A 25,607-nucleotide genomic window follows, 5' to 3' on the forward strand; every position below is an offset into this window, starting at 1 on the left:
GTGTCCGCGCTCGTGCTCCGGAGGCGCGTGCGTGAGATACCCCTCCCGGGTATAGTGGCGGTCATGGTCGAAACAGGTGGACGCGGAAGGCGATGAGGGCAGCGACGAACCGACGCCCCGTAGCCCGCGGCGGCGCAGTGCGCTGGACGTGGGCCGCTGTCGTCGCGCTCCTGGCCGCACTCGCCGTACTCGCGCACCATGACATGACCGCCGCTGCCCTGCGTGGCCCCGCCATGAGCGCGATGCCCGGCATGGACCACACCTCCGCTGCCATGACGTCGACGGGCGCCGAAGCCGACCACGGCGAGGCCCTGCAGACCGAAGCCCCGGCCACGGACGATGACGGCGGCGCCTGCCCGGGTCCCGCGATGCAGCACTGCTCGTCCGGAGACGTGGGGACGCCCCAGCTGCTCGTGCCGCCTTCCTCGGTGCCTCGGGTCGGCCATGGCGACTCCGCGTACGCCCTGCCCGCCGGCCACGGTCCTCCCACCGTGTCGCACCACGCGCCCCCTGACCTCTCCGTCCTCTCCCGGCTGTTGATCTAGGCCGTACCCCGAGGGCTCATCCGCTGCGTTCGCCATCCGTATGCGAGCGGAGCCGCCCTGACGTACCCCCGATCAACGGCACATCGTGAAGAGGACTCCCATCATGAACAGCATCAACCGCCGCTCCGTCCTGCTGGCCGGAATCGGCGTCGCCGGTGCGGGCGCGCTCGCCGCGTGCAGCAGCGGCTCCGGCAACTCCGGCTCGGACGCCCTGGTCAACCCCTCCGGCTCGGCGGTCGCCGCGGCCGAGAAGAAGCGCAGGAGCACGGGCCGGACCCGGAACGTGACCCTCACCGCCGCCCGCGCCGCGCTCGACCTCGGGGGCGGGATCATGGCGAACAGCTGGGCCTTCAGTGGCCGGGCGCCGGGCAAGGAACTGCGTCTGTCCGTCGGCGACACCCTCGCCGCCGAGCTGTCCAACCAGCTCCCGGACAAGACCACCACCTCCATCCACTGGCACGGCATCGCCCTGCGCAGTGACATGGACGGCGTGCCCCCGGCGACCCAGGCCGCCGTGCGCGCCGGCAGCAACTTCACCTACCGGTTCATCGCCGACGCCCCCGGCACGTACTTCTTCCACCCGCACGTCGGCGTCCAGCTCGACCGGGGCCTGTATGCCCCGCTGATCGTCGAGGACCCCAAGGAGCCGCTGTCGTACGACGACGAGTGGGTGGTCGTCCTTGACGACTGGGTCGACGGCGTCACCGGTACCCCCGACGAGGTCTTCGCCGAGCTCAAGCAGGGCATGGGCGGCATGGACATGGGGGACATGGACACGGGAGGCATGGACATGGGGGGCTCCAGTGCCAGCCCGAGCAGTTCCTCCGGCGACATGGGGGACATGGGCGGGATGGACATGAGCAGCATGAGCATGAACGGCGGGACCTCCGATGAGGCGAGCGCCTCGCCGTCCGCCTCCGGCATGTCGATGAGGTTCATGCTCATGGGCAGCGAGAGCAAGCTGCTCGGTGGTGACGCCGGCGACGTCAAGTACCCGTACCACCTGGTCAACGGCCGCATGCCGGCCGACCCCGACATCTACACCGGCAAGCCGGGCAAGCGGGTGCGGCTGCGCATCATCAACGCGGGCGGCGACACGGCGTACCGGGTGGCGCTCGGTGGTCACCGGCTGACCATCACCCACACCGACGGCTTCCCGGTCCGGCACCAGCAGGTGGACGCCCTGCTGGTCGGCATGGGCGAGCGGTACGACGTGCTGGTCACCCTCGCCGACGGTGTCTTCCCGTTGGTCGCCCTCGCCGAGGGCAAGGCCGCGAGCGGCATGGCACTGGTCCGCACCGGCTCCGGCAGCGCGCCGAAGCCCACGGTCCGTCCGAAGGAGCTGGACGGCATGATCATGACGGCCTCGCAGCTGACGGCGGCGGACGACGTCCGGCTCGACTCCAAGAAGGCCGACCGGGTGCACCGCATCGAGCTGACCGGAAGCATGGGCAGGTACGACTGGGGCATCAACGGCAAGCGGTTCGACATGAACAACCCGACCGCGAACCCCGTCCTGGTGAAGCAGGGCGAGCGGGTCCGGCTGGACTTCGTCAACAAGACCACCATGTGGCACCCGATGCACCTGCACGGTCACACCTACCAGCTCGGCACCGACGGCCCGCGCAAGGACACCACCATCGTGCTGCCGAAGAAGACGGTGTCCGTGTTCTTCGACGCGGACAATCCCGGCCAGTGGATGATGCACTGCCACAACGCCTACCACGGCGAGTCGGGGATGATGGCGCTGGTGGCCTACCAGGCCTGACTCGTCCCGACGGGCTCCTCCCTCCGCACCGCTTGCGCGGTGCGGAGGGAGGAGCCCAGGGCCGGGAAGGGGTGGTGTCAGACGCGGACGCCGAACATGAAGGGCCCGCCGATGGTGCCCATCGACTCGTAGCGCACGTTGGTGCCGGTGCGCGGGGCGTGCAGGATCTGGCCGTTGCCCGCGTAAAGACCCACGTGGTGCAGGTCGTTGAAGAAGAAGACCAGGTCGCCGACCTTGAGGTCGCTGACCGAGGTGATCCGGGTGCCTATGGTGGCCTGCGCCTGCGAGGTGCGTGGTATGGAGACACCTGCCTGGGCGTAGGCCCAGGACGTCAGCCCCGAGCAGTCGAAGGAGGACGGGCCGGTGGCGCCCCACACGTAGGGCGTGCCGATCCTGCCCTGGGCGGCCTGGAAGGCGGCGGCGGCCCGGCCGGAGGCGGAAGGGGTGCTGCCGAGGTTCACGCGCTCGGTGGAAGAGCGGTTGGCGCGGTCCTCCTCGGCGGCGAGCTGCGCCTTCTCCTGAGCGGTGAGGCTGTTGAGGAGCTTCTGTGAGGCGGCGAGTCTGCCCTGGACTTCCTTCTTCTTCCTGCCCAGTTCGGTGCGGGTGGCCGCGAGGTCCTTGAGTTTCTCGGTGGCCTCGGCGCGCTGCTGGGCCAGTGCGCGCTCTTTCTCCTGGATCTGCTTCAGCGTCGCGACCTGCTTGCCGCTCACCTGGTCGAGGGCGGACGCCTTGTCGAGGTAGTCGTCCGGGTCGGCGGAGAGAAAGAGCTGCACGGAGGGGTCGATGCCGCCGCTGCGGTACTGGGCGGTGGCCATGGCGCCGATGCTGTCGCGCAGCGCGTTGAGCTCGTCCTGGCCGCGGGCGACCCTGTCCTGGAGGGCGGAGATCTCCTTCTGCAGCTTGTCCTGCTTCTCCTTGGCTCCGTCGTACTCCTCGGTGGCCTTCTCGGCCTCCTCGGACAGGGCGTCGACTCTGGTCTTGACTTCGTTCTTGCTCGGTTTGACGCTCGGCGCGGCGGTGGCGGCCTGGGCGCTGAACGCGACGGCAGCGGCGGCGGCCGAGGTGAGGACGGTCACACGGGTGCGACTGGGTTGCTTCGGTCGACGATGCGTTGTCATCCTCTGGCGACTCCTCCGAGATGCGCTGCCACATGTGATCATGTCTCGGTTGCAACTTAGTAGGTTAGTAGATTGCCTGGCAAGCCACACCGGTGAGGTGCGGCGCGTGGGCGGCCGAGGAAGATGGGAGCGCCGTCAATCCTCCGTGCGTTTACCTGCGTTGCGCAGGGCCTTGCGGAGTGCGGCGAGTTCGCCGGGCGCCATCTTGTTGATGAAGTGGGTGAGTGCCACGGGGCGGTCCTCGCTGGCCTCGAGGGCGTCCTCCATGAGGGCGGCCGCGTACTCCTCACGGGTGCGCACGGGCTCGTACAGCCAGGCCCGGCCCTCCTTTTCCTCGCGCAGCAACCAGCCCTTGGTGTGGAGGATGTTGGCCACGGTCATCACCGTCGTGTACGCGACGGGCCGGGTCCGGTTGATGTCGTCGACCACCTCGCGCACGGTCGCCGGCCGCCGCCATCTCCAGAGGCGGTCCATGATCTCCGCCTCCAGCTCCCCGAGCCGCCGCATGACCGTGTCTCCCTCTCCGCTGTGGATCCCACGCCAATCGTAGAGTGCGGGCGCGCTGCCAGGAGTGTGAAGGGCACGCACGGCCGACCGCGGCCTCAGCGGGTGAGACTCCGGTCCAGCAGTGCGAGCACCGGTCCACCGGCCAGGCCGAGTACCACACAAGCCGTTGCCGCCCCGTACGCCGTGAGCGCGGCCGTCCGCCAGACCCTGAGGGGCGCTCAGGCCCCGCCCGGCCGTGACCGCCGGCGCGATTCAGCGGAGGTAGTAGAAAGGATGAACGGCGGGCGCCGGTAGGCTGCGTAGGTCAGTTCTGCTCCCTCAGGGCGCATGGTGAAGGACGACATCACCGGTGGCGCGGCTTTTCATCGCCGTCCGGCCACTGCCGCGCTGTCGCGCAGGAAATCCGCGAAGGCCTCGGCGGCCGGGGTCAGGGCGTGGTCGCTCATGCGGACCAGGAGGATGCGGCGCACCGGGGCGGGGGGTAGCAGGGGCAGGACGCTGACGCCCCCTCGGATGCCCTCCAGGGCCAGGGTGGGGGCGAGGGCGACGCCGATGCCGGCGGCCACCATGGCCTGGGCCTCCTGGTAGTCGTGGGCCTCGTAGGCGATCTGCGGCTCGAAGCCGGCCGCGCGGCAGCTGCGGGTGAGGGCCTCGGCCACCGGGTGGTGGTCGGCGCGGGTGATCCACGCGTCGTCGGCGCAGTCGGCGAGTGCGGCCGACGGGCGGCCGGCGAGGGGGTGGTCCTGGCCGACGAGGAGGGCGGGCGGGTCGTCGGCGAGCGAGGTGACGACGATGTCCTCGCGGTCGATGCGGTTCCAGTCGTAGTCCCACATCAGGGACATCTCGATTTCGCGGTTCTCCAGCATCGACCAGAGCCCCGCGATACGGGCGCTGCGCACCGTCAGCCGCACGTCGGGGTGCGTCCGGCGGAAGGCGATCACGGCGCGGGGGAGGAGGGAGGCGCCGACGGTGGGGAAGGTGCCGACGCGGAGGGTGCCGGCACGCAGTCCGGCGAAGTCGGCGAGTTCGTTCTCCGCCGCCGTCAGTTCGCGTTCGATCCGCTCGCCCCGCTCGGCCAGCGCGCGTCCCGCGTCGGTGAGTGTGACGCCCCGCGCATGGCGCTCGAGGAGCGGCTGCCCTGCTTCCGCCTCCAGGCGGCTGACCTGCTGCGACACCGCTGACGGCGTGTAGTTGAGGGCGCGGGCGGTGGCCGTGACCGAGCCCCGCCGGGCGACCTCGGTGAAGAGCAGGATGCGCCGGACGTCGAGCACCTCGCCACCTCCAGCATTCACTTCAGCTTAATACCCCTGCAGATTTCCGAGATTGTACTTCACGCTGTGCGCGGCCACTGTGGATCGCACCAGGCACTGAAGTGCCGTCGGGGTTTCCACGAGGAGTCTGTTGTGTTGCGTCTGCAGGGCGAGATGATCCGCGGAGGTACCAGCAAGTGCTGGATCTTCGACCACCACGACGTGGTGGCGACCGGCGTCGACGCCGACACCCTGCTGCTCGCCGCCTACAACGCCGCCGATCCCCGTCAGATCGACGGCGTGGGCGGTGCCTCCTCCACCACCTCCAAGGCGGCGATCGTCCGGACCTCGACAAGGCCGGGCGTCGACGTCGAGTACGCCTTCGCCCAGGTCGGCATCGGCGACGAGCGCGTGGAGTGGGCCAGCAACTGCGGCAACTGCGCCACCGCCGTCGCCCTGTACGCGGTCCACAACGGCCTGGTGCCGATCACGCCGGACTCGACCACCGTCCGGATGCTCAACGTCAACACCGGTGCCCGGCTCAGCGGCACCATCCCCACCCCCGGACAGGCCGCCCCCGACGCGGGAACGGCCCGGGTGCCCGGCACCGCCGCGCTCGGAGTACCGGTGCTCCTCGGCTTCGAGGACCCCGCGGGTACCTCGACCGGCAGCGTCCTGCCCACCGGCCATGCCGTGGACACCCTGACCGGGCCCTCCGGCACCGTAGAGGCGTCCCTGGTCGACGCCGGCGCCCCGGCGGCGCTGCTGGAGGCCAAGGCGTTCGGACTCGACGGCACGGAGTCGCTCGCCGACTTCGCCGAGGCCGTACCCGCCCTCACCGTCCTGCGTCGGCAGGCCGCCCTGGCCATGGGACTGGCCCGGGAGACCGACCCCGTCAGCCACGCCGTCCCGAAGGTCGGAGTGGTCGCCCGTCCTCTCACCTACCACACCACCGACGGCACCCTCGTCCCACAGGACGAGTACGACCTGGCCGTCCGCATGGTCTCCATGCACGCGCCCCACCCGGCGATCGGCCTCACTTCGGCCGTCGCGCTGGCCACCGCAGCCGCCATCCCCGGCACCCTCGCCCACCGCGTCGCCCGGCAGACCGCCGACGGGACGCTGCGCCTGGGCACCCCGGCCGGTGTCATCACAGCCCGCGCCGTCCCCGCCGCGGACGGCGCGTCCCCCACGGTGCTGCTGCACCGCGCCGCCCGTCGCATCGCCCGAGCCGAACTCCTCGTTCCCGTCCTGGAAGGACGCCCCGCATGAGCCGCAACGACGCCGCCCCGGGTACCGTCACCGCTCCACCCGGCCGCCTGCGCAGGCTGCTGTCCCTGCTCTACGTCCAGTGTCTGATCGGCGTCCTGGCCGGGGCCGCCGTCGGCTGGCTGTGGCCGTCGTTCGGAGCCGATCTCAAACCCCTGGGCGACGGGTTCATCGCGCTGGTCCGCATGATGATCGCGCCCGTCATCTTCTGCACCGTCGTCCACGGCATCGCCTCCATGGGCAACGCGCGCGCCGTCGGCCGGGTCAGTCTCAAGGCGCTGATCTACTTCGAGGTCCTGACGACCGTCGCCATGGTGACCGGTCTGGTGGTCGTGAACGTCGTCCAGCCCGGCAGCGGGCTGCACGTCGACCCCTCGACCCTGTCGGTCAAGGGTCTGCCGCCGGAGGCGACGGCGAGCCACGAGAGCGTCGCCGCCTTCGTCCTCGCCATGATCCCGGACACCCTGCTCAGCGCGCTGACCGGCCACGAGATCCTGCCCGTGCTGCTGGTGTCGGTACTGTTCGGCTTCGGCCTGAACGCCGCCGGCGAGGCGGGCCGGGGAATCACCGAGGGCGTCGAGAGGCTGTCGAGGGTCCTGTTCACGCTCATCCGCTGGATCATGAGGTTGGCCCCGATCGGTGCCTTCGGTTCCATGGCCTTCACCATCGGCAACTACGGACTGGAAACGCTGCGCCACCTCTTCCTGCTGGTCGGCTCCTTCTGGCTCACCGCCCTGTTCTTCGTCCTGGTCGTGCTCGGCGCCGTCATGCGCGTCAACGGCCTGCGCCTGCTGCCCTTCCTCCGCTACATCAAGGAGGAACTGCTGATCGTGCTCGGCACCTCGTCCTCCGAGCCGGTGCTGCCCCGCATGATGGCCAAACTGCAGCACGCGGGCGCCTCGAAGCCAGTCGTCGGAATCACCCTGCCGGCCGGGTACTCCTTCAACCTCGACGGCACCGCCATCTACCTGACCATGGGCTCCGTTTTCCTCGCCCAGGCCCTCGGCATCGACCTCAGCCTCACCCAGCAGCTGTCCATGCTCGCCGTCATGCTGCTCACCTCAAAGGGCGCGGCCGGCGTCACCGGCTCCGGCTTCATCGCCCTGGCGGCCACCCTCAGCGCCGTACCGCACGTGCCCGTCGCCGCCCTGGCACTGATCTTCGGGATCGACCGGTTCATGTCCGAGGCCCGCGCACTGACGAGCGTGGTCGGCAACGGAGTCGCGACGCTGGCCGTGGCCAAATGGGAGGGGCAGCTGGACGCAGAGCGTGCCAGGGCCGTCCTGCGCGGCGACCTCCCGTTCACGCCAGTGCCCGAGGCCGACCCCACCGCTGTTCCGCAGACCGACCCCCAGGCCGGAGCGAAGCCCGAGGACACCGATCCCGAAGCTCCGGCCGAAAGGGACCGCGAACCGGTCCCCGCCGCGGGCTGACCCACCCTCACCACCGGTCCGGAGCACACGGGCTCCGGACCGGCCCCCTCAGCCGGCGGCACGCTCGTCTCCATCAACCAGCCGCGTGCTGCCAAGGTCGAGCTCCCCGCGGCCCTGAATGCGCCAACCCCGGGTTGCTGGTAGACGGGAGAGTGTCTGGTCCCGCTCGGGCCGGGGCAGTGTGGACGCGAGGTCTGGTGCGGAGGGGAGGCGGGGCCGGTGCGGGTGGTTGTCACGGGTGCATCCGGTTTCTTGGGAGGCATGCTGGCTGAGCGTCTGGTCCGGACGCGGGAGTTGGGTGGTGTTCCGATCGGCAGGCTGGTGCTGGCCGACCAGGTGATGCAGTCCAACAGCGCGCTGGTGGCCGACCCGCTGGTGGAAGTGGTCCGCGGCGACCTGGCCGCGTGCTGCCAGGAGCTGTTCGCTCAGCCGGTGGATGTGGTCTTCCACCTCGCGGCCGCGGTGTCTGCGGCTTGCGAGGCGGACTTCGAGCTGGGATTGCACGCCAACGTGGACGCCACGCGGGCCGTTCTCGACGCGGCCCGGGCACAGGCGGTGGCGGGCGGCCCGGTGGTACGGCTGGTGTTCGCCAGCAGCATCGCCGTCTACGGCTCCAGTCCCGATCTGCCGCTGCCCGCGGTGGTGAGTGAAACCACGCTTCCGCTGCCGCAGTCGAGCTACGGCACACAGAAACTCATGTGCGAGCACCTGATCACGGACATGACCCGCCGCGGCCTGCTCGACGGCCGGGTCGCACGGCTGATGACGGTGGCGGTCCGCCCGGGTGCCCCCAACGCGGCCGCCTCCGGCTTCATCTCCGCCCTCATCCGCGAACCACTCGCCGCCCGGCCGACGATCTGTCCGGTCGACCCGAGCCTGCGCGTGGCGGTTGCCTCCCCGCGCCGCACCATCCAGGCGCTGACGCAAATCGCCGAGGCCGAACGCGGCCCCGGCCCCGGCCACCTCAGCGGTGTGCTGCCCGTCAACCTTCCCGCGCTGACCGTCTCCGTGGCCGAGATCCTGGCCGCGCTGCGCGAGGCGGCCGGGGGAGACGCGGCGGACCTGGTGAGCCTGGCACCCGATCCGGCCATCGAAGCCATCGTCGGCTCGTGGCCGGCCGTCTTCGACTCCCGGCGCGCTGCCGCACTGGGACTGCGGCCTGATCCGAGCTTCCTGAGTGTGGTCAGGGAGTACGTCGCCGATCACCGGGACGCCGTAAGCGCGGCCATGCGGTGATCACCCGGACCCCTGTCGTAGGCGAGGCCGCGAAGGCAGGCAGGCGGGCGCCGCCAGCCCCGTCATCGCACGTGAGAAATACGGCGACGGCGTCGATCATCCCCGGGATACTGGTCGCCCATGGATGAGGTCGAGGTCGTCGTCGCCCATTCCGAGCGCGCGACCCTGCGCGTCGGCGATGTGTTTCTGAAGGTGGACGCCGATCAGGCGCGCATCGACGTCGAGATCGAGGCGATGTCCCTCGCGCCAGTGCCAACTCCGCAGGTCCTGTGGCGCAAGCCGCCCGTGCTCGCGCTCGCCGCGCTGACAGGGACGACGCTCGGACGCCTCGGCGGGCCGTCCACCGGGTCGCCGACGGCATGGGCCGCGGCGGGCGCCGCCATCCGGAAGGTGCACGATGCGCCACTGCCGCCCAGGCTCGGCCGGGCCGGCCGGAGCGTCGCCGCGCTGGTGGCGGAGCTGGACGACGAGTGCGAGTGGCTCGTGACCAACGGCGTCCTGCCCGCGGACCTGGTCACCCGCAACCGCCAGGTCGCCGAGGCCGCGCTCCGGCCCTGGACTCCGGCGTTCACGCACGGCGACCTGCAGATCGCGCACGTCTTCGTCGACGGAGACGAGATCACGGGCATCATCGACTGGTCCGAGGCGGGCCGGGGCGACGCCCTGTACGACCTCGCCACCTTCACGCTCGGACACGAGGAGCACCTGGACGACCTCATCGCCGGTTACGGCACCGACGTCGACCTCGACGTGATCCACGCATGGTGGTCGTTACGAAGCCTGCTGGCCATCCGCTGGCTTCTCGAGCACGGTTTCGACGCGTTCGCTCCGGGTTGCGAGGTCGACGTGCTGCGATCCCACATGTGAGATCGTCCGGGCCCGGGACTGCTGTGACGCTGTTGTGGCAGAAGATGTGGGGCGCTCACAGCCGGGTAGGTCTCGTCCTGGTGATGTCGGCGTACGGTGCTCGCGCTGTTATTCCTCATCCCGGCCGACTGGTTCTCGGCTTCGGACTCGCCGGTTACGGCTTTGGCGCGTTAGGACGGTGGCACCGACTCCTCTCCGCTTCGGCCCTGCCGGACGCCGGGCCAGTGGGAGCGGGCGCTGCGCGTATGCCGCCACCACCGTCCCCGGATATCTCAACCCGGCGGTCCTGGGCCTCGCGCTGGCGTCTGCCGCATGTGCCGGCACCGCCACCCTGCGGACGGAGCGCGGCGGCAAGCGGAATCCAACCCGCTGACCAGAACGGACACGCTCCGGCCCCACCCTTGTTCAATCTATCGATATTCGATAGATTCCCATCGTCATTCGATGGAAGGATGGGTCGTGGGAAAGCTGACGGTGGCGGCGCTGCGCGCCGTGCTCATGGTGGTGTTCATCGGCACCGTGTTCATTCAGGTACTGATGGTGTGGACGTTGATCAGCGGGAACGACCCCGAGGACGGCTCGCTCCCGCTGACCGCGTTTCGCATCGTCACGATCGTGGGCATGGTGTCGGTCCAGGTCGCCGTCGTCTGCGTCGGGCGGTTGGTGGCGATGGTGCGACGCGGCACCGTGTTCTCCCACGCCGCCTTCCGGTACGTGGACGGCGTGATCGGCGCGATCGTGGCCGCTGCCCTCCTGTGGTTCACGGTCACAGCCATCAACGCGCCCGGGCAGCGTGACGACCCGGGCGTCACCCTCATCATGGGCGGCATCGGCGTGGCCGTCCTCGGCGTCGCGCTCATCGTGCTCGTGCTGCGGATGCTGCTCGCCCAGGCCGTCGCGCGCGACGTCGAAGCGACGCAGATGCAGGCCGAGTTGGACGAGGTGATCTGATGCCGATCGCCGTCGACATCGACGTGATGCTGGCCAAGCGGAAGATGTCCGTGGGCGAGCTCGCGGACCGCGTGGGCATCTCACCCGCCAATCTGGCGGTCCTGAAGAACGGCCGCGCCAGAGCCGTGCGCTTCACGACGCTGGCCGCGCTCTGCGAAGTGCTCGAGTGCCAGCCGGGCGACCTGCTGCGCTGGGAGGCCGAGGACCTGGCCGGCGGATGAACCGGCACTCCTTCCGACGACTCGGCGCGGGGCGGCGGGTGTGCTCGGCCGCGGATCGTTGGCCCGGCTTCCGTACCCTGGCGCTATGCGCATGCGCCCCACCCTGAGTTGGACTCCCTCCGATGACCTGCCGCCGAGTACGACGGATCTGCGGCCGGTCGTCGACGCCCTGCGAGCCGGCGGCGTGCTGGTGCTCAGTGGTGCGGGCATGTCCACGGAGTCCGGCATTCCCGACTACCGCGGTGAGGGCGGGAGCCTGAGCCGGCACACGCCGATGCTGTACCAGGACTTCACCGGGAGCGCCCAGGCGCGGCGCCGGTACTGGGCGCGCAGTCACCTCGGCTGGCGCGCCTTCGGACGGGCCCGTCCCAACACGGGGCACCGTGCGGTCGCCGAGTTCGGGCGGCAGGGGCTGCTTTCGGGAGTGATCACCCAGAACGTGGACGGGCTGCACCAGGCCGCCGGAAGCGAGGGCGTGGTGGAACTCCACGGGAGCCTGGAGCGGGTGGTGTGCCTGGACTGTGGCGCCCTCAGCCCCCGGCGTGAACTGGCCGCCCGGCTGGCGGAGGCCAATCCGCACTTCGCTCCGGTGGCGGCGGGCATCAACCCGGACGGTGACGCCGACCTCAGCGACGACCAGGTCGGGGACTTCCGCGTGGTGCCCTGCGTCGGCTGCGGCGGCATCCTCAAGCCGGACGTGGTGTTCTTCGGCGAGGCCGTGGCACGTGAGCGGGTCGAGCGGTGCCGGGAGCTGGTGGGCGCCGCGGACACGCTGCTCGTCCTGGGTTCCTCGTTGACGGTGATGTCGGGGTTCCGGTTCGTGCGTCAGGCCGCGGAGGCGGGGAAACCGGTGTTGATCATCAATCGGGACGTGACGCGGGGTGACCGGTATGCCCTCACCCGGATCGAGCTCCCGCTGGGGCGGGCGCTCGCTACGGTGACCGGCCGACTGGGTCATTCCGACGACAGCCTGGCGGCGCCTTCGATCTGACGTGCTGCACCGGTCGTGCCGTCGTGCACCGGCCGGGCCGCTTCCCGGGCTCGCGCCCGGGAAGCGGCTGCGCGCTAGTCGCAGGTCAGGGTCGGCATCGCCCAGTCGCCGTGGTCGTTGCCGTTTCCGTCGCCGGCGTCACCGACCTTGAGGTCGATCACCTGGGCGCCGCTGACGTCGACGTCGATGGGCACCGCGGCCTGTTTGCCGCGGATCGTCGGCGTGGTCACCAGCGTCTTGCCGTCGGCGATCACGGAGAACGTCACCGTTCCCGCGCCGCCGGTCTCGTCGTCGACCCCGACATCCGCCGTGAACCGGGAGCAGGTGCCGGCGAGATAGAGCTGGACGTCGCTGACCGAGTTGGTGCCCAGACCCTTGGTGTAGCCGACTCCGGCGATGGTGATCGGTCGGCCGTCGCCGGCCGCCTGCTCGCCGACGCTGCTGTCGCGCTCCACCGGACCCCAGCCGTTGGTGGACGACAGGAACGTCAGGTCGCTCACCGCGCTCTTGCCGGACGGCGGAGCGGGCGGGATTCCGCCGACGATCCGCTCGTCATCGCCGACGGCCTGGCGTCCGTTCTGCCGGTAGTGCACCGTCGCCGTGATCGCCGAGGCGGACGGCAGCGTCCCGGTCGGCGGCTGGACCTTCCAGGTGAAGGTGGCCGAGCCGCCCGGTGGCACCCGCTTGACGGACGTGGGGCTCGTGGCGCTGAGGCTCCAGCCGTCGGGTGCGGCGAGCGAGCCCGTCAGCTCGGACGCGGACGACCGGTCCTTCGGTACCCGCACCGTCGCCTCGGCTGTGAAGGCCTGGCCAGGCTGAGCGGTGTCGGGCACGTTCAGGGTGACGTCCGCTCCCGGACGCTTCGGCATCGCGTACGTACGGGCGTCGTAGCGCGGGCTGTCGTTCTGTGCGACGCGCAGGGACGAGGCGTAGCTGCCGTAGTTGGTCAGTGACACCTTGCCCAGCCCGCCGGTGCTGCCGTCCAGGTTCCACACGGCGATGGCGATGCTGTTGCGGCCGTTGGGATTCAGGATTCCGTTGGGTACGGGGAAGGTGTGCTGCGGGCCGAGGTAGTTGACGTAGTTGCCGACCTGCCAGCCGTTGACGAAGATCGTCGCACGGTACTTGCGTGACGGGTCGTCGGTGAACGTCAGCCCGAGCGAGGTGTCCTGGCCGTGCGGCAGGTCGAGGCCGACGTCGGTCCGGTACCAGGAGACCCCGGGATGGGTGTCGTTGGTCGGCAGGGAGACCCGGTCCCAGTTCTTGTCCGGGTAGCCCGGCAGGGACCAGCCGGCCCGCTCGCCGTACAGGCCGCCCGTCGAGAGCGGTCCGCGCACCGTGTCCTGCAGGTCCTCGCCGCCGCGTACGCCCTGCAGCCGCCAGGTGACGGAGGTCAGGGGCGCGCCGACGAGGGAGGCGCTGGTCAGGCCGCGCGCGGTCTTGTTGCCGTTGGTGGAGTTGTAGTCCTCCTCGTGTCCCATGTTCACGGTGAGCACGGAGAGGACGTTGTCACCCTTGGACTTCACCGAACCGTCCGGGAAGGTGAAGTCGGCGCTGCCGGTGGTGGAGCTGCCCAGGAAGGTGCCGTTCAGCCAGGCGGAGAAGGCCTGCGCGCCGCCGCCGGAGTCCGACACCAGGTGGATGCCGGTCTCCTTGCCGGTGGCGTGGAAGCGGCCGCGGTACCAGGTGTTGCCGGTGTGGAAGCCGTAGTCGTCGGCGTAGAGGACGGGCAGCGAGTTGACGCCGGAGACGCTGTTGGTGGTGGTCTTGTCGGCCACCGGCCAGGTGGAGTCGTCGAAGGCGGGAGCCGCTTCGGGGGACTCCTCGGCGTGCTTCCAGTTCGTCAGGTCCGGCAGGTGAACCGCGGCGGCAACCGGGATCTTCCCGGTGAGGCTTCCGGTGTCGCCGGCCCGGGTCTTCAGTTCCCTGCCGTTCCAGGTGACGTGGGTGGCGGAGGTGAACACCTCGATGTTCTTGTCGTCGGCGTTGTCGCCGGTGAGCGCCACGGTGCGGCCGCCGCCGAGGCTGGTCGCGGTGCGCAGCAGATGGGTGCCGCGGACGAGTACCGGTCCGTTCGCCGTGTCCTGGCGCCAGAACGTCTTGGCCGTGGCCTTGTCGCCGACGAGCAGGAGCAGCGGGGGCTTTCCGCCGCCGCTGACGCTGATGCGGATCAGGCCCTGGTGGGTGTAGTTCAGCCGCAGGTCACCGGTGGCCTCGTCCCAGGTGGTGGTGGCCGTGCCGCCGCTGGTGGTGACGGTGGGCTTTGAGGAGTAGCGCAGCACGGTCTCTCCGTCGCTGCCCGGGTCGCCGTAGAGCACGGCGACATCGCGGTCGCCGATGGCCGCACTGGTCATGATCTCGGAGGTGGAGTACTGCAACTGCGCGTGGCCGAGCTGGTAGTCGGCGACGATCACGTGGGAGTCGCGGCCGTCGAGCGTGATCGCGGTGCCCGGCTGCTGGGGCACGACCGGGTAGGTCGGCTCGTCGGCGGCGGTGCCCGTCGGTACGTCGATGGCGTCGATGGCCACGTAGTTGTCGGTGGAGGCCGAGCTGTGGCTGCCTGCGACGACGATCTTCAGGGTGTGGGATCCGGCCGGCAGACCGGTCTTCTGGAAGATCACCGCCTGGTTCTCGCCGCCCGAGTCGTCGACCGTCGCCACCTTGGTGCCGTCCAGGTAGACGTCGGCGTAGCCGTGGTTGTCGGTCTTCGACCCGATCCAGCGGATCGCGGTGCCGTCGAAGGGGACGGTGAGGGAGTCGCCGGCCTTGTTGGAGAACGACTCGGTGTGCTTGTAGTCGCCCCCGGTGTAGCTCTGGTTGGCGACGTGCGACCACGAACCGGTGTACTGCAGCGCGGAGTCGGGGTCGTCCCAGGTGTAGGTGGTGTCCGCGGCCGGCTGGGCGTTGAAGTCCAGCGAGATGTGGGTCTTGTCGACCGCCGTGGACGTGGAGTTCCCGTGCCGCAGCACATGGAACTGCGTCTTGGTGTCGGGGTTCATCCGGGCGGTGTCGACGACCGCGGAGTCGTCCGGCGGCGTGGTCCTGATCGCCTCGGTCTTGGTCAGCGGCGCGACCGACTGGGTGAAGTACCCGATCAGCTTGTCCTCGTCGTACTTGGGGTCGAGCTGGCGGGTCTCACGGATCGCCGCTCCGTAGTCGTACGACGTGTAGTTCTCCGGCATGCCCAGCCAGCCCCAGTTGGTACCGCCGTAGGTCATGTAGAAGCTCTGCGCGGTGGCGCCGACGGCTATGTTCTGCTTGTAGAACACGTTGGCGAACTGGTCGTTGATCAGCTGGGCGCACTTGTCGTAGCCCGGCCCGCCCCAGGGGTCGAAGGCGCCGCCCTGGAACTCCGGGGAGTACAGCGGCTTGCCGGCCGGGTGGTCGTAGCTGATGTCGGGGACGCCGTTCCACTTCGTGGGGTTGGAGCAGTCGAAGCCCTGCGGGTAGGAGTCCGGCCCGTCGACGTCCAGGGCGCCGGCACCGGAGTTGAAGGTGCCGTTGTTGTTGCCGGTCAGCGGGACGGTGATGCCGTCGGCGCGGGCCTTGTCCTCCAGGTGCTGCATGTAGGAGCGGCCGGCGGCGGAGCCGTTGTAGTACTCGTTCTCGACCTGGTAGGCGATGACCGTGCCGGTGCCGTTGGTCAACTGGTGGCGGGCGATGATCCGGTCGATCTGCGTCAGCCATTCGTCGGCGTACTTCAGGAACCGCGGGTCGTCGCTGCGGTTGTTCCCGGCCTTGGTGGTCAGCCAGCCGGGCAGACCACCGCTGTCGACCTCCGCGTTGATGTACGGCGCCGGGCGCGCGATGACATAGAGTCCGGCCTCCTGGGCCATGTCGAGCAGCTTGTCGACATCACGCACTCCGCTGAAGTCGTACACACCCGGCTTGGGGGAGTGGTAGCCCCAGTCGAAGTACAGCGAGGTGGAGTTGAAGCCGGCGGCCTTCATCTTCTGGAAGATGTCCCGCCACAGGTCCGGGCTCGGGAGCCGGAAGTAGTGGAACTCGCCGGACCACAGGTAGGTGCGCTTGCCGTCGACGAGGAACGAGTATCCGTCAAGACTCACGGTGTGCGCCTGCGGGCTGCCGGCAGAGGCGGCGGACGTCTTACCGCCACTGTCCTGTGCCACGGCGGGCGCGGTCATGCCCGCGGCCAGGGCGATGGTCGCCGCGGTCGAGAGGACCGCCTTCCACCACCGGCCGCGGCCGGGTCTCGCAGCTCTTGAACCGATTCGATTACTCCGCACTGCGGCCTCCATACCGCCTGAGCAATCAGCATCAAACAGACTCAGGCAAAGTCGAACAGTAGAGCCGCGCAAGGAGCAACACAATGGGTCGGAAGCACACGGTCGAGACGGCAGAGGCCGGCGCGAAACCGGCACCAGGGCAGGCCACTTGACTGCACGTCACGACACCGGGATGAGGTCTGGTGGGCAGGGTCCTGGTCCCGCAGGGGAGGTTGCCCGCGAAGACCCGCACGCCCTCAGCGCCGTCGTCACGCACAGGATCGGGGTGATGTTCTTCCCCGACCGGTCCGCCGCCTTCGTCAGGCGGGTTGAGCACGGGGTGCCTTGGCGGGATGCTGGAGGCAGTGCCCGTCATCGGTGACGTAGCGCCGAGCCGCGGCGCGATTCGTGCTGCGGCGCGAGAGGAACGATGCCGGACACCGCCCATGGACCAGGAACCCGACACGAGCGCAGCGGCGAGGGACTCGGGGACGCCCGAGGACTTCGCCGTCGTCATCGACGCCCGCGGGGCCGTCATGGCCTGGAGCGCCGGTGCGAGCAGGCTGCTCGGGTACGAGGCCGAGGAGGTCGTCGGCCGTCCCGCCGCCTCCCTGCTCGCCGCGAAGCTGCCTTTCGCGATGCGCCGCCGCCTGGCCGCAGGGCAACCGTGGACGAGCGATCTGGCGCTGCACAAACGCGACGGAGACCGCGTCAAGGTGCAGCTGCGGGGCTTGCCGCTGGCGCACTCCGACGCCGGGACCCCTTGGGTCGTCGCCCCGGCGGCGATGGCGTACCCCGCCGCGCCGGCCGACGAGGAGACGGCCGAACTGTGGGACCTCACGCTCGCCCAGCTCCCCCTGCCCGTGGCCGTCTACGACCGCGAGGCCCGGTTCGTGGCGTGCAACCAGGTGATGAGCCGGGCCATGGGACTCACACAGGAGGAGATGAGGGGCCTGACCCTGTGGGAGATCTACCCCGCCCCGCCCCTGGACGAGATCGACCGCCTCCAGCGCCAGGTCGTGGCCACCGGCAAGCTGATCTTCCGCGAGGAGCAGCCGTTCCGGGCCTCCGGCGAGGTCCGCGATCACGCCTGGTCGGTCTATCTCTCCCCGCTCAAGGACCGGGCGGGCGAGGTGCTCGGGGTGTCGGCAGTGGTGATCGACATCACCGAGCAGTACTGGGCCCGACGCCGTCTGGCGGTGCTCAACGAGGCCGGCACCCGCATCGGCAGCACCCTGGACGTGACCCGGACAGCCGAAGAGCTGACCGAAGTGGCGGTGGAGGGGTTCGCCGACTTCGTCACCGTCGACCTGTTGGAGTCGGTCGCCCAGGGCCACGAGCCGCAGCCGATACCGCCTGGCACACCGGTGCAGTGCCGCCGGACCGCACAGCGGTCGGTGCTCTCCGGCTGCCCGGAAGCCGCGGTCCGGGCGGGCGACGTCGACGTCTACCCTCCCGGAACACCACCGGCACAGGCCCTCATCACCGGCCAGGGCGCCTACTACCGTGCGAGTGACCCGAAGCTGCGCGAGTGGACGACGGCCTCCCCGGCCCGTGCCGAGAGCATGCGCCGGTTCAAAATGCACTCGGTGATGATGGTGCCGCTGCGCGCACGGGGCATCACCCTGGGCGTGATGCACCTCCTCAGGCACCGGACGGCGGACACGTTCGGCGAGGACGATCTGCTGCTCGCCGAGGAGATCGCCGCCCGGGCCGCGGTGAGCATCGACAACGCCCGCCGCTACACCCGCGAACGCCGCACCGCGCTCACCCTCCAGCGCAGCCTCCTGCCCGCGCGGCTGCCCCGCGCCGAGGCCATGGACCTCGCCTACCGGTACTTTCCCGCCGGTTCGGGGGAGGAGATCGGCGGCGACTGGTTCGATGTCATCGCGCTGTCCGGCGGGCGGGTCGCGCTGGTGGTCGGGGACGTCGTGGGCCACGGCGTGCACGCCTCCGCCACGATGGGTCGCCTGCGCACCGCGGTACGGACCCTCGCGGACGCCGACTTCACGCCCGACGAGCTGCTCACCCGGCTGGACGACCTGGTCATCCGCCTCGACCGGGAGGAAGGCCCCGACGCGCGACGCGACACCGACGGGGCCTCGGGAGAGGTCGGTGCCACCTGCCTCTACGCCGTCTACGACCCCGTCGCCGGCGTCTGCGATCTGGCCCGGGCCGGACACCCGCCACCCGTCCTGGTCACAGCCGACGGCACCGTACAGCTCCTGGACCTGCCCGCCGGGCCACCGCTCGGCCTGGGCGGACTGCCCTTCGAGGACGCCCGGATCGACATGAGCGAGGGAAGCGTCCTCGCCTTCTACACCGACGGCCTGATCGAGACCCCCGGTCGCGACATCGACGTAGGACTGGAGTTGCTGACCGAGGCACTGCGCCGCCCGGCCGCCGACCTGGAGGAAGTCTGCGACGAGGTGATGCGCAAGGTACGGCCCGACCCGCCGGCCGACGACATCGTCCTGCTGCTGGCCCGCACCTCCGGACTCGGGGCGGACCGGGTGCGCACCTGGAGGCTGCCCGCCGACCCCGCCGCCGTGGCCGGCGCCCGCCGGACGGCGAGCGAACAGCTGACCGCCTGGGGCCTGGCCGAACTCGACTTCTCCACCGAGCTGATCGTCAGCGAACTGGTCACCAACGCCATCCGCTACGGCAGCGAGCCCATCGAGCTACGGCTGATCCGAGCCGACGTACTGATCTGTGAAGTCTCCGACTCCAGCAGCACCGCGCCTCACCTGCGGCGGGCCCGGGTCTTCGACGAGGGCGGACGCGGACTGCTGCTCGTGGCGCAGGTGGCCCAGCGCTGGGGCAGCCGCCACACGTCCACCGGCAAGACCATCTGGGCCGAACAACCGCTGCCCGACTGAGCGTCCCGGAGCCATGGCGCTGACGACGCGCACACCTCCCGGCATGGCAAGCTGTGCTCGCAACTGCCCGAGCCCCAGGAGGACACGATGACCGCAGAGTCCGCAGCCCAGCAAGGTTCGGAGCCGGCTGACGCCGAGACATCCGCTCCTGTTCCCGCAGGCGACGGCCAGGACGACATCAAGCGCAAGTTCCGCGAGGCCCTGGCACGCAAGCGTGGTGCGCAGGCGGACTCCGCCGACGCTGCCGCGAACGGCGACGCGTCGAAGATCCGCGGCGCGCACGGTCCGGCTGCGCACCAGCGGTCGTTCCGGCGCAAGAGCGGCGGCTGAGCGGCTGACGTACCCGGCTCAGCGCAGTCGGCGTACGCGCAGCACCAGATCGTCGGTGTGGTGCGCGCCGGCGCCGCCGTCGGGCACCACACGGGGCCGCTGCTCGTGCACCTCGACCTGCCAGTCGTCGTCGAGGAGGTCGAGGACCATCGAGGGCCAGACGTAGTCAGCCGGGTCGAAGCCGCTTTCGTGGTCCTGCTGGGTCTCCATCCCCGCGTGGTGCACGACCAGCAGAATGCCGCCCGGCGCGACGGCGGCGAGCAGTGCTCGCTCCGCCGCGGCGTCAGGGGTGCGCAGCAGCGCCGGGTACTGCGCCGATACCAGGTCGAAGGAGGCCGGCGGGAGTATCGCGTCGGTCAGCGCGGCGTGTACCCAGTGAACGGTGAGGCCGGCGTCCCGTGCGTGCCCGGCCGCCCGCCGCAGTGCCACGCCGGAGACCTCGAGCGCGGTCACGTCCCAGCCGCGGCGCGCGAGCCAGACGGCGTCCGCGCCCTCGCCGCAGCCGACATCGAGTACCCGGCCGGGGGCGAGCCCCGCGACCTCGGCCACGAGCGCACCATTGGGCCGGCCGCTCCACAACTGCTGCCGGTCTGAGTACCGGTTGTCCCATTCCGCCCGCACCGCCGGGTCCCCGAGATATCCGTCGGCAGGCCGGGTGGTGTCGGACGCGGGTGATCCTTCTGCGATGTTGTTGTCGGTCACGGACCCACCGTCGCCCAACCGGGTCCTGGCCTGCCACTTCTGTTGCCGGACCGGCAAAACGGCAGTTGTCGCGCCGCGTCCGCGCGCTCACGTCCTGGTGGCTCGGTTCTACGGGGCGGGCGGGCGCTGTCGTGTGGGGGCGTCTACCGGTGCGTGCTCAGGCCGTCGAGGATGAGCCCGAGCATGTGGGGGGCGCGGTCTTCAGGTGTGGACGCTGCGCGCCACAGTGCCCCCGTAAGTTGGAGGAAATCGCCGGGGTCGGCGTCCTGGCGGATGGTGTCGTCCTTCTTGCCGGCGTCCAGGAGTTGGGTGAGGGCGGCGATGACGGGGCCGTAGCTCTCCTCGGCGATCGCCTGGTGCGCCCCGGCGCTGAGGGCGTCACCCAAGCCGTGCTTCTTGCGCATGGCTTCGACCAGGTCGGTCGTCCAGTGGCGCAGCGCTTCCAGCGGCGGCATCTCGGCCAGCAGATTCGGCACGGTGCCGGTGATGCGTGCGACCTCGTCCTGGTAGACGGCCAGGACCAGGGCCTCGCGGGTCGGGAAGTTGCGGTACAGCGTGCCCGCGCCGACTCCGGCGCGCTGGGCCACCTGGTTCATCGAGGCGTTGCCGTCCTCGCTGAACGCCTCGCGGGCGGCCGCGAGGATGCGTGCCCGGTTCTCGCGAGCGTCTGAACGAACCACGGGACCTCACCTTGCTAAGTGGAGAACTCTCCACTACGTTATTCGGAGAGCTCTCCACTTACTTTAGAGGGGCGTCATGGACTACATCAAGCTCGGCACCACAGGCATGGACGTGTCACCGATCGCGATCGGCGCGATGACCTACGGCGAGCCCGACCGCGGGCACCCCGTCTGGTCGAAGAGCGAGCAGGAGGCCCGGCCGCTCATCCGGCACGCGGTCGAGGCGGGGATCAACTTCTTCGACACCGCGAACATGTACTCCAACGGTTCCAGCGAGGAAATTCTCGGCCGTGCGCTGAAGGACTACGCCGACCGCGACGCCGTGGTCATCGCCACCAAGCTGCGCCACCCGATGCGCCTCGGCCCTAACGGACGAGGGCTGTCGCGCAAAGCGATCATGACGGAGGTCGACCACTCCCTGCGCCGCCTGGGAACCGACTACATCGACCTCTACCAGATCCACCGCAACGACCACTCCACTCCCTGGGAGGAGACGCTCGAAGCACTCAACGACCTCGTGAAGGCCGGCAAGGTCCGCTACCTCGGCGCCTCGTCCATGCACGCCTGGGAGTTCGCCAAGGCCCTGCACCTGCAGAAGCAGAACGGCTGGGCGCGCTTCGTGTCGATGCAGAACCACTACAACCTGCTCGCCCGCGAGGAGGAGCGCGAGATGATCCCGCTGTGCCTGGACGAGGGTGTCGGCACGGTCATCTGGTCGCCCTTGGCGCGCGGACGCCTGGCCCGCGCGTGGGACGACGCCCGCGCCACGGCACGCTCCGAGACGGACGGAGCGTACGCGGACCTCCTCTACTCTCCCGAGCAGGAGGCATCCAACCAGGCCATCGTCGACGCGGTGGGTCAGGTGGCACAGGCTCACGGCGTCAGCCGTGCACAGATCGCGCTCGCCTGGCTGCGAAGCCGACCGGTCGTCACCGCACCGCTCGTCGGCGCCGGCTCGATCCGGCAGATCGACGAGGCCGTGGCCTCCCTGGAAGTCGAGCTCACCGACGACGAGGTGCGCGCCCTGGAGGCCCCGTACACGCCGCGGTACGACTGGCAGGGCGTCTCGGACGAAGCGGAGATGGAGGCCATCCGCCGGCGTGTCCCCGGAATGGCCCTGGCATGAGGCCCATCATCCGCTCCGGCGCTGCCGCCGATGCCGCAGCCCTCCCCACCCACTCTCCTCGGCCGGCTCGTGTCCTGGCCCGCCGAGTTCATCACCGCCGCCACCTGGCAGGGCCCGCCGTACTCACCCCTCTACAACGTCGCGAGCCGAGGAGACACAGATGACATCGGTACTGGTCACCGGAGGAACAGGATTCATCGGCAGCTGGTGTGCCCTGACCCTGCTCGATGCCGGACACACGGTTCGCACCACGGTCCGCGACCTGCGGCGTGAACGGGCACTGCGCTCCTGGCTCCACGCGGCCGGGCCGTTCGACGACGCCCGCCTCACGGTCGTACGCGCCGACCTCGAACACTCCGAGGGCTGGGACGACGCCGTCGCCGACTGCGACTACGTCCTGCACGTCGCCTCCCCGACCCTGCGGCACACCCCGGCGAACGACGACGACCTGGTCGTCCCGGCACGGGAGGGCGTCGTACGCGTGCTGCGCGCCGCCCGTGACGCCAAAGTCCGCCGGGTCGTCCTCACGAGCGCCTTCGGCGCCATCGGGATCGGGCACCCCCCGCGCTCGACCCCGTTCACCGAGGAGGACTGGACCGACCTCGACAGCGACATCCCGCCCTACCAGCGCTCCAAGACCCTGGCCGAGCGTGCCGCCTGGCGGTTCGTCGAGGAGGAAGGTGAGGGTCTGGAGATGGCAGCGGTGCATCCCGTGGGCGTCCTCGGTCCCCTGCTCGGCCCCGACGACCCGCCGTCCCTGCGACTGGTGCGCAGAATGCTCGAGGGACGGGTTCCGGCGTGCCCGCCCTTCGCGATGGGCTACGTGGACGTGCGCGACGTCGCCGACCTGCACGTGCGCGCGATGACCGATCCGGCAGCCGCCGGGGAACGCTTCCTTGCCGTCGCCGGACACAGCCTCCGCGTCATCGAGATAGCTCGCATACTGCGTGACCGCCTGGGTGAGCGCGCCACGAAGGCCCCGACCCGCGAACTGCCCGTCTGGCTCGCCCGCGCGCTGGGCGTCGTGAACCCGGAACTGCGACTGCTCAGGCACCAGCTCGGCCACGATCTCGACGCCACCGGCGCCAAGGCCGAGCGACTCCTGGGGTGGCGGGCCCGTCCGATCGAGGACACCATCGCCGAGACCGCCGAGAGTCTCCTTGCGCACGGCATCGGCCGCTGACCCGGACGTCGGCCGGCTTCCAAGGACGCACAGCGGGGCGACAGTCCCCAGCGACAGGATCCACGTGGGCGCCGAGCCCGTGGTCAACGCGAGCAGCACACTGAGGGGCCGCGCGCTGCCCGACAGGGGATGTTGGGTCACCCAAGCCGTGCAGTAGTCGTTGTCGTTCATCAAGGCGGTCCGAAGGAGCAGCAGCGGTGTCATGACCATCGCAGTCGGCCACGCGAGGGCGACCAGCAGCCAGTGGGCGCACCGAACCGGTCGCGTAGCACGCGCGACAACACCAGTGCCGTCAACACGTCCGGTATCGCCATCATCGACCCGCCCGCCACCAGCGCGTCGACGCGGGAGCGGGAGTCGACCTGCGGATCGTCGGCCCAATAGAAGGCGATGTACGCCCCGCACACGGCCGTCACGAGCACCAGTGCCGCGAGCGCGTGGGCGGCGACCCGAGCCGTGGGATTGGCCGGAAACGAGGCGCCGCGTCCCGGACCGCCGACGTCAGCAGGCGCTCCGCGAACTCCCTGACGTGACCGACATGGTGAACAGGTGTGACGTGTGCCGCCACCAGGCCTCCCCCCTCGCGCCGTCCGCACGAAGCGGACCGGCCCGAACGGTTCGGGTGTCTCGTGCAGAACGACAAGCCTGTCGTAGGCTGCCCGGCTTCGGCATCAGTGCAAACGCGTAGAGGGGTACGTACCCGCGGTGAGGGCGCCCGTCGCCGTCCCGCTCGCCGGTGACGGCTGTCGACCCGAACGCCCCTTCTACGTGGGAGGAATTCAGTACTTTCCACGATGCTCCCCGGGGCTGCACTCGGCGATCGTGGTGCCGTCGTCGGCTGCGGACCTGCCGACGCGAACGGGGAGGAAACATGCAAGCAGCCCAGAAGCGGCGTGCCGCCGCACGGGAGCGTGCGAACGAACTCGGGCTCGGCCAGTCATACCGGACCTTCGCCATCACTGGGGTCATGGGAGCCCTGGGGCGAGTCGGCCGGGGCTTCGTCCTGGTCGTGCTCTGTCTCTGTCTCGTCGCACTTGTCTTCATGCAACCACCGTCGGCGCTCCTCAAGGGCCTCGTCCTGACAGCCCTGCTGCTCGTCACGTACGGCAGCGGTCTGCTGTGGCGCCGGATGTCCGCCAACCTCGAGCTGAACAGGTGCTATCTGTACCCCGGCGGCGTGGTCGTCACCAATCCGTTCGGTCAGGTACGGGACGCGGTGGCCTGGTCCGAGGTGTCGATGCTGAAACTGACGAACGGGGCCGTGCTGGTGACGGCCATCCACCGGGTCGAGCTCGTACGGCGCGGGTCAACTCCCGTGGGGTTCGCGGTCCTCGGCGCGCAACCCGCCCTGGTCAAGGCACTCCAGGAGCAGGCGAAACGCAACGGAATCCCTCAGCGCGACGTCCACTACCACGTCTCCTAGTGACGCTCCCGTCCGGCACGAAGGAGGATCATGGACGGCACTCCGACGCCGGACTCCGACCCGGGAGAAGACCGCTCTTCCGATCCCACCGCATAGCCTCGACGGCGCCCAGCTCGTTGGGCCACGTCGTCGATTCCGGGTACGAGCCACGGGTCCGGCCCTACACGCGCGAAGTGAGGGGGCCCCGGCAGAGGAGGAGAATCGTGGCGGCGGCTCCCCGTGACGTCGTCATGCTGCCGAACTGCTCGCGCTCCCCTCTGCCGCCGCCGCGTATGACCGCACGGTTCCCCTGATACGGACAGGGCGGTGCACGGGCGGCGCGACCCCCGTCCGCTCGGCCCATGCACCGCGTCCTCGGCGAGACGGGGCCTGCACGCTCAGCAGGCCGGCGCCTCACCGCGCTCGCATGGTCAGTAGGCCCCGGTCGATCCTGTCCAGACCTGCGCGCCGCCGTCGTACCCGCCCTTCGCGAGCGACTTCACGTCGATGTCGTTGACCATCTTGGTGTAGCAGCTCGTCGAGCCATTGGGCACGGTGCAGGGGTACTCCTTGCCGTCGCTGGTGCGATGGACGATCGCCCACGGCTTGGACTGGTCCTGCGGAACGTAGGGCGCGCGGGAGATGCGTGCCCAGGCCGCGCGGCAGCTCGGGCTGTAGCGCAGTTCCAGATAGGCGGGACCGAGCCAGTGAGCGCCGTTGGACGGCGTGATGGCGTCGCTCTGGCAGTACGCGGCCGGGTCCTTGCCTTCGCAGGAGGATCCGTAGCATCCCGCGGCGTTCGCGGGCGTGGCGAGCGCGGTACCCGACGCGGCGAGGACCAGGACGGTCACCGAAGCGGCCCAGTTGCGAACCTTCATTGACTGACTCCTCGTCACGATCTCTGTCACGTATGGCAGTTGGTC

Annotated in this window: 22 protein-coding genes; 14 read left to right on the forward strand and 8 right to left on the reverse strand. The window is 70.1% G+C overall.

What is annotated here, in order from left to right; translation table 11 throughout:
• The first annotated feature begins 92 nt into the window (after positions 1 to 92).
• Together ABZZ74_RS16895 and ABZZ74_RS16900 are read left to right on the forward strand one after the other, a co-directional pair.
• Positions 93 to 545, forward strand: coding sequence for a hypothetical protein (locus tag ABZZ74_RS16895; RefSeq protein WP_356765494.1), 453 nt, complete (start codon positions 93 to 95; stop codon positions 543 to 545).
• A gap of 103 nt (positions 546 to 648) precedes the next feature.
• The gene (locus ABZZ74_RS16900) at positions 649 to 2,313 is read left to right on the forward strand and encodes a multicopper oxidase family protein (protein WP_356765496.1); all 1,665 of its coding nucleotides are present in this window, start codon (positions 649 to 651) and stop codon (positions 2,311 to 2,313) included.
• Between the two features lie 77 nt (positions 2,314 to 2,390).
• Here the strand turns inward: ABZZ74_RS16900 and ABZZ74_RS16905 are convergent, their stop codons facing one another.
• The 3 genes from ABZZ74_RS16905 to ABZZ74_RS16915 all read right to left on the reverse strand — a co-directional run bounded on the left by ABZZ74_RS16905 (position 2,391) and on the right by ABZZ74_RS16915 (position 5,209).
• Positions 2,391 to 3,431 (reverse strand): NlpC/P60 family protein, encoded by a 1,041-nt coding sequence (locus ABZZ74_RS16905; RefSeq protein WP_356765498.1) that lies wholly within the window; start codon positions 3,429 to 3,431, stop codon positions 2,391 to 2,393.
• Between the two features lie 135 nt (positions 3,432 to 3,566).
• Complete coding sequence (locus tag ABZZ74_RS16910) at positions 3,567 to 3,938, reverse strand: BlaI/MecI/CopY family transcriptional regulator (RefSeq protein WP_133042507.1); 372 nt, start codon at positions 3,936 to 3,938, stop codon at positions 3,567 to 3,569.
• A gap of 362 nt (positions 3,939 to 4,300) precedes the next feature.
• The gene (locus tag ABZZ74_RS16915) at positions 4,301 to 5,209 is read right to left on the reverse strand and encodes a LysR family transcriptional regulator (protein ID WP_356765501.1); all 909 of its coding nucleotides are present in this window, start codon (positions 5,207 to 5,209) and stop codon (positions 4,301 to 4,303) included.
• Positions 5,210 to 5,341: 132 nt separating this feature from the next.
• On the opposite strand from ABZZ74_RS16915, the gene ABZZ74_RS16920 reads away from it, so the two are divergent.
• The 7 genes from ABZZ74_RS16920 (at position 5,342) to ABZZ74_RS16950 (ending at position 12,156) form a co-directional block, all read left to right on the forward strand.
• Positions 5,342 to 6,460 (forward strand): PrpF domain-containing protein, encoded by a 1,119-nt coding sequence (locus ABZZ74_RS16920; RefSeq protein ID WP_356765503.1) that lies wholly within the window; start codon positions 5,342 to 5,344, stop codon positions 6,458 to 6,460.
• Entirely contained in the window at positions 6,457 to 7,890 is a 1,434-nt protein-coding gene (dctA, locus tag ABZZ74_RS16925; RefSeq protein ID WP_356765505.1) for a C4-dicarboxylate transporter DctA, read from the forward strand. Before ABZZ74_RS16920 ends, dctA begins: the two co-directional genes overlap by 4 nt.
• Positions 7,891 to 8,109: 219 nt before the next feature.
• Positions 8,110 to 9,126 (forward strand): NAD-dependent epimerase/dehydratase family protein, encoded by a 1,017-nt coding sequence (locus tag ABZZ74_RS16930; RefSeq protein ID WP_356765507.1) that lies wholly within the window; start codon positions 8,110 to 8,112, stop codon positions 9,124 to 9,126.
• Between the two features lie 120 nt (positions 9,127 to 9,246).
• The gene (locus ABZZ74_RS16935) at positions 9,247 to 9,993 is read left to right on the forward strand and encodes a phosphotransferase (RefSeq protein ID WP_356765509.1); all 747 of its coding nucleotides are present in this window, start codon (positions 9,247 to 9,249) and stop codon (positions 9,991 to 9,993) included.
• A 459-nt stretch (positions 9,994 to 10,452) separates the two neighbouring features.
• Positions 10,453 to 10,944 (forward strand): DUF2975 domain-containing protein, encoded by a 492-nt coding sequence (locus ABZZ74_RS16940; protein ID WP_356765511.1) that lies wholly within the window; start codon positions 10,453 to 10,455, stop codon positions 10,942 to 10,944.
• The gene (locus ABZZ74_RS16945) at positions 10,944 to 11,165 is read left to right on the forward strand and encodes a helix-turn-helix transcriptional regulator (protein ID WP_356765513.1); all 222 of its coding nucleotides are present in this window, start codon (positions 10,944 to 10,946) and stop codon (positions 11,163 to 11,165) included. The genes ABZZ74_RS16940 and ABZZ74_RS16945 overlap by 1 nt, the downstream gene beginning before the upstream one ends.
• A gap of 85 nt (positions 11,166 to 11,250) precedes the next feature.
• Positions 11,251 to 12,156, forward strand: a complete 906-nt coding sequence (locus ABZZ74_RS16950; RefSeq protein ID WP_356765515.1) for an NAD-dependent protein deacetylase — start codon at positions 11,251 to 11,253, stop codon at positions 12,154 to 12,156.
• A gap of 74 nt (positions 12,157 to 12,230) precedes the next feature.
• Here the strand turns inward: ABZZ74_RS16950 and ABZZ74_RS16955 are convergent, their stop codons facing one another.
• Positions 12,231 to 16,403 carry a beta-galactosidase gene (locus ABZZ74_RS16955; protein WP_356765517.1) on the reverse strand — a complete coding sequence of 1,391 codons (4,173 nt, stop codon included), beginning with the start codon at positions 16,401 to 16,403 and terminating at the stop codon, positions 12,231 to 12,233.
• 425 nt (positions 16,404 to 16,828) lie between these two features.
• On the opposite strand from ABZZ74_RS16955, the gene ABZZ74_RS16960 reads away from it, so the two are divergent.
• Together ABZZ74_RS16960 and ABZZ74_RS16965 are read left to right on the forward strand one after the other, a co-directional pair.
• Entirely contained in the window at positions 16,829 to 19,261 is a 2,433-nt protein-coding gene (locus tag ABZZ74_RS16960) for a SpoIIE family protein phosphatase (protein WP_356765519.1), read from the forward strand.
• Between the two features lie 87 nt (positions 19,262 to 19,348).
• Positions 19,349 to 19,591, forward strand: coding sequence for a DUF5302 domain-containing protein (locus ABZZ74_RS16965; RefSeq protein WP_356765521.1), 243 nt, complete (start codon positions 19,349 to 19,351; stop codon positions 19,589 to 19,591).
• An 18-nt stretch (positions 19,592 to 19,609) separates the two neighbouring features.
• Here ABZZ74_RS16965 and ABZZ74_RS16970 read toward each other — a convergent pair whose 3' ends face one another.
• Together ABZZ74_RS16970 and ABZZ74_RS16975 are read right to left on the reverse strand one after the other, a co-directional pair.
• Positions 19,610 to 20,293, reverse strand: coding sequence for a methyltransferase domain-containing protein (locus tag ABZZ74_RS16970; RefSeq protein ID WP_356765523.1), 684 nt, complete (start codon positions 20,291 to 20,293; stop codon positions 19,610 to 19,612).
• A 143-nt stretch (positions 20,294 to 20,436) separates the two neighbouring features.
• The gene (locus tag ABZZ74_RS16975; protein WP_356765525.1) at positions 20,437 to 20,973 is read right to left on the reverse strand and encodes a TetR/AcrR family transcriptional regulator; all 537 of its coding nucleotides are present in this window, start codon (positions 20,971 to 20,973) and stop codon (positions 20,437 to 20,439) included.
• Positions 20,974 to 21,049: 76 nt separating this feature from the next.
• Here ABZZ74_RS16975 and ABZZ74_RS16980 point away from each other — a divergent pair, with 76 nt between their 5' ends.
• Positions 21,050 to 22,099 carry an aldo/keto reductase gene (locus tag ABZZ74_RS16980; protein ID WP_356765527.1) on the forward strand — a complete coding sequence of 350 codons (1,050 nt, stop codon included), beginning with the start codon at positions 21,050 to 21,052 and terminating at the stop codon, positions 22,097 to 22,099.
• Positions 22,100 to 22,259: 160 nt separating this feature from the next.
• Positions 22,260 to 23,282 carry an aldehyde reductase gene (locus ABZZ74_RS16985; RefSeq protein ID WP_356765529.1) on the forward strand — a complete coding sequence of 341 codons (1,023 nt, stop codon included), beginning with the start codon at positions 22,260 to 22,262 and terminating at the stop codon, positions 23,280 to 23,282.
• Positions 23,283 to 23,482: 200 nt separating this feature from the next.
• On the opposite strand, the gene ABZZ74_RS16990 is transcribed toward ABZZ74_RS16985, so the two are convergent.
• On the reverse strand, positions 23,483 to 23,698 hold the full coding sequence (locus tag ABZZ74_RS16990; protein WP_356765531.1) for a hypothetical protein: 216 nt from the start codon (positions 23,696 to 23,698) through the stop codon (positions 23,483 to 23,485).
• A gap of 455 nt (positions 23,699 to 24,153) precedes the next feature.
• Between ABZZ74_RS16990 and ABZZ74_RS16995 the strand changes: the two genes are divergently transcribed.
• On the forward strand, positions 24,154 to 24,705 hold the full coding sequence (locus ABZZ74_RS16995) for a hypothetical protein (RefSeq protein ID WP_356765533.1): 552 nt from the start codon (positions 24,154 to 24,156) through the stop codon (positions 24,703 to 24,705).
• 410 nt (positions 24,706 to 25,115) lie between these two features.
• On the opposite strand, the gene ABZZ74_RS17000 is transcribed toward ABZZ74_RS16995, so the two are convergent.
• Positions 25,116 to 25,562 (reverse strand): DUF2690 domain-containing protein, encoded by a 447-nt coding sequence (locus ABZZ74_RS17000; protein WP_356765535.1) that lies wholly within the window; start codon positions 25,560 to 25,562, stop codon positions 25,116 to 25,118.
• Positions 25,563 to 25,607 lie beyond the last annotated feature (45 nt).

Source organism: Streptomyces sp. NPDC006476, from assembly GCF_040612015.1.
In the GTDB taxonomy this organism is placed as follows: domain Bacteria; phylum Actinomycetota; class Actinomycetes; order Streptomycetales; family Streptomycetaceae; genus Streptomyces; species Streptomyces griseorubiginosus_B.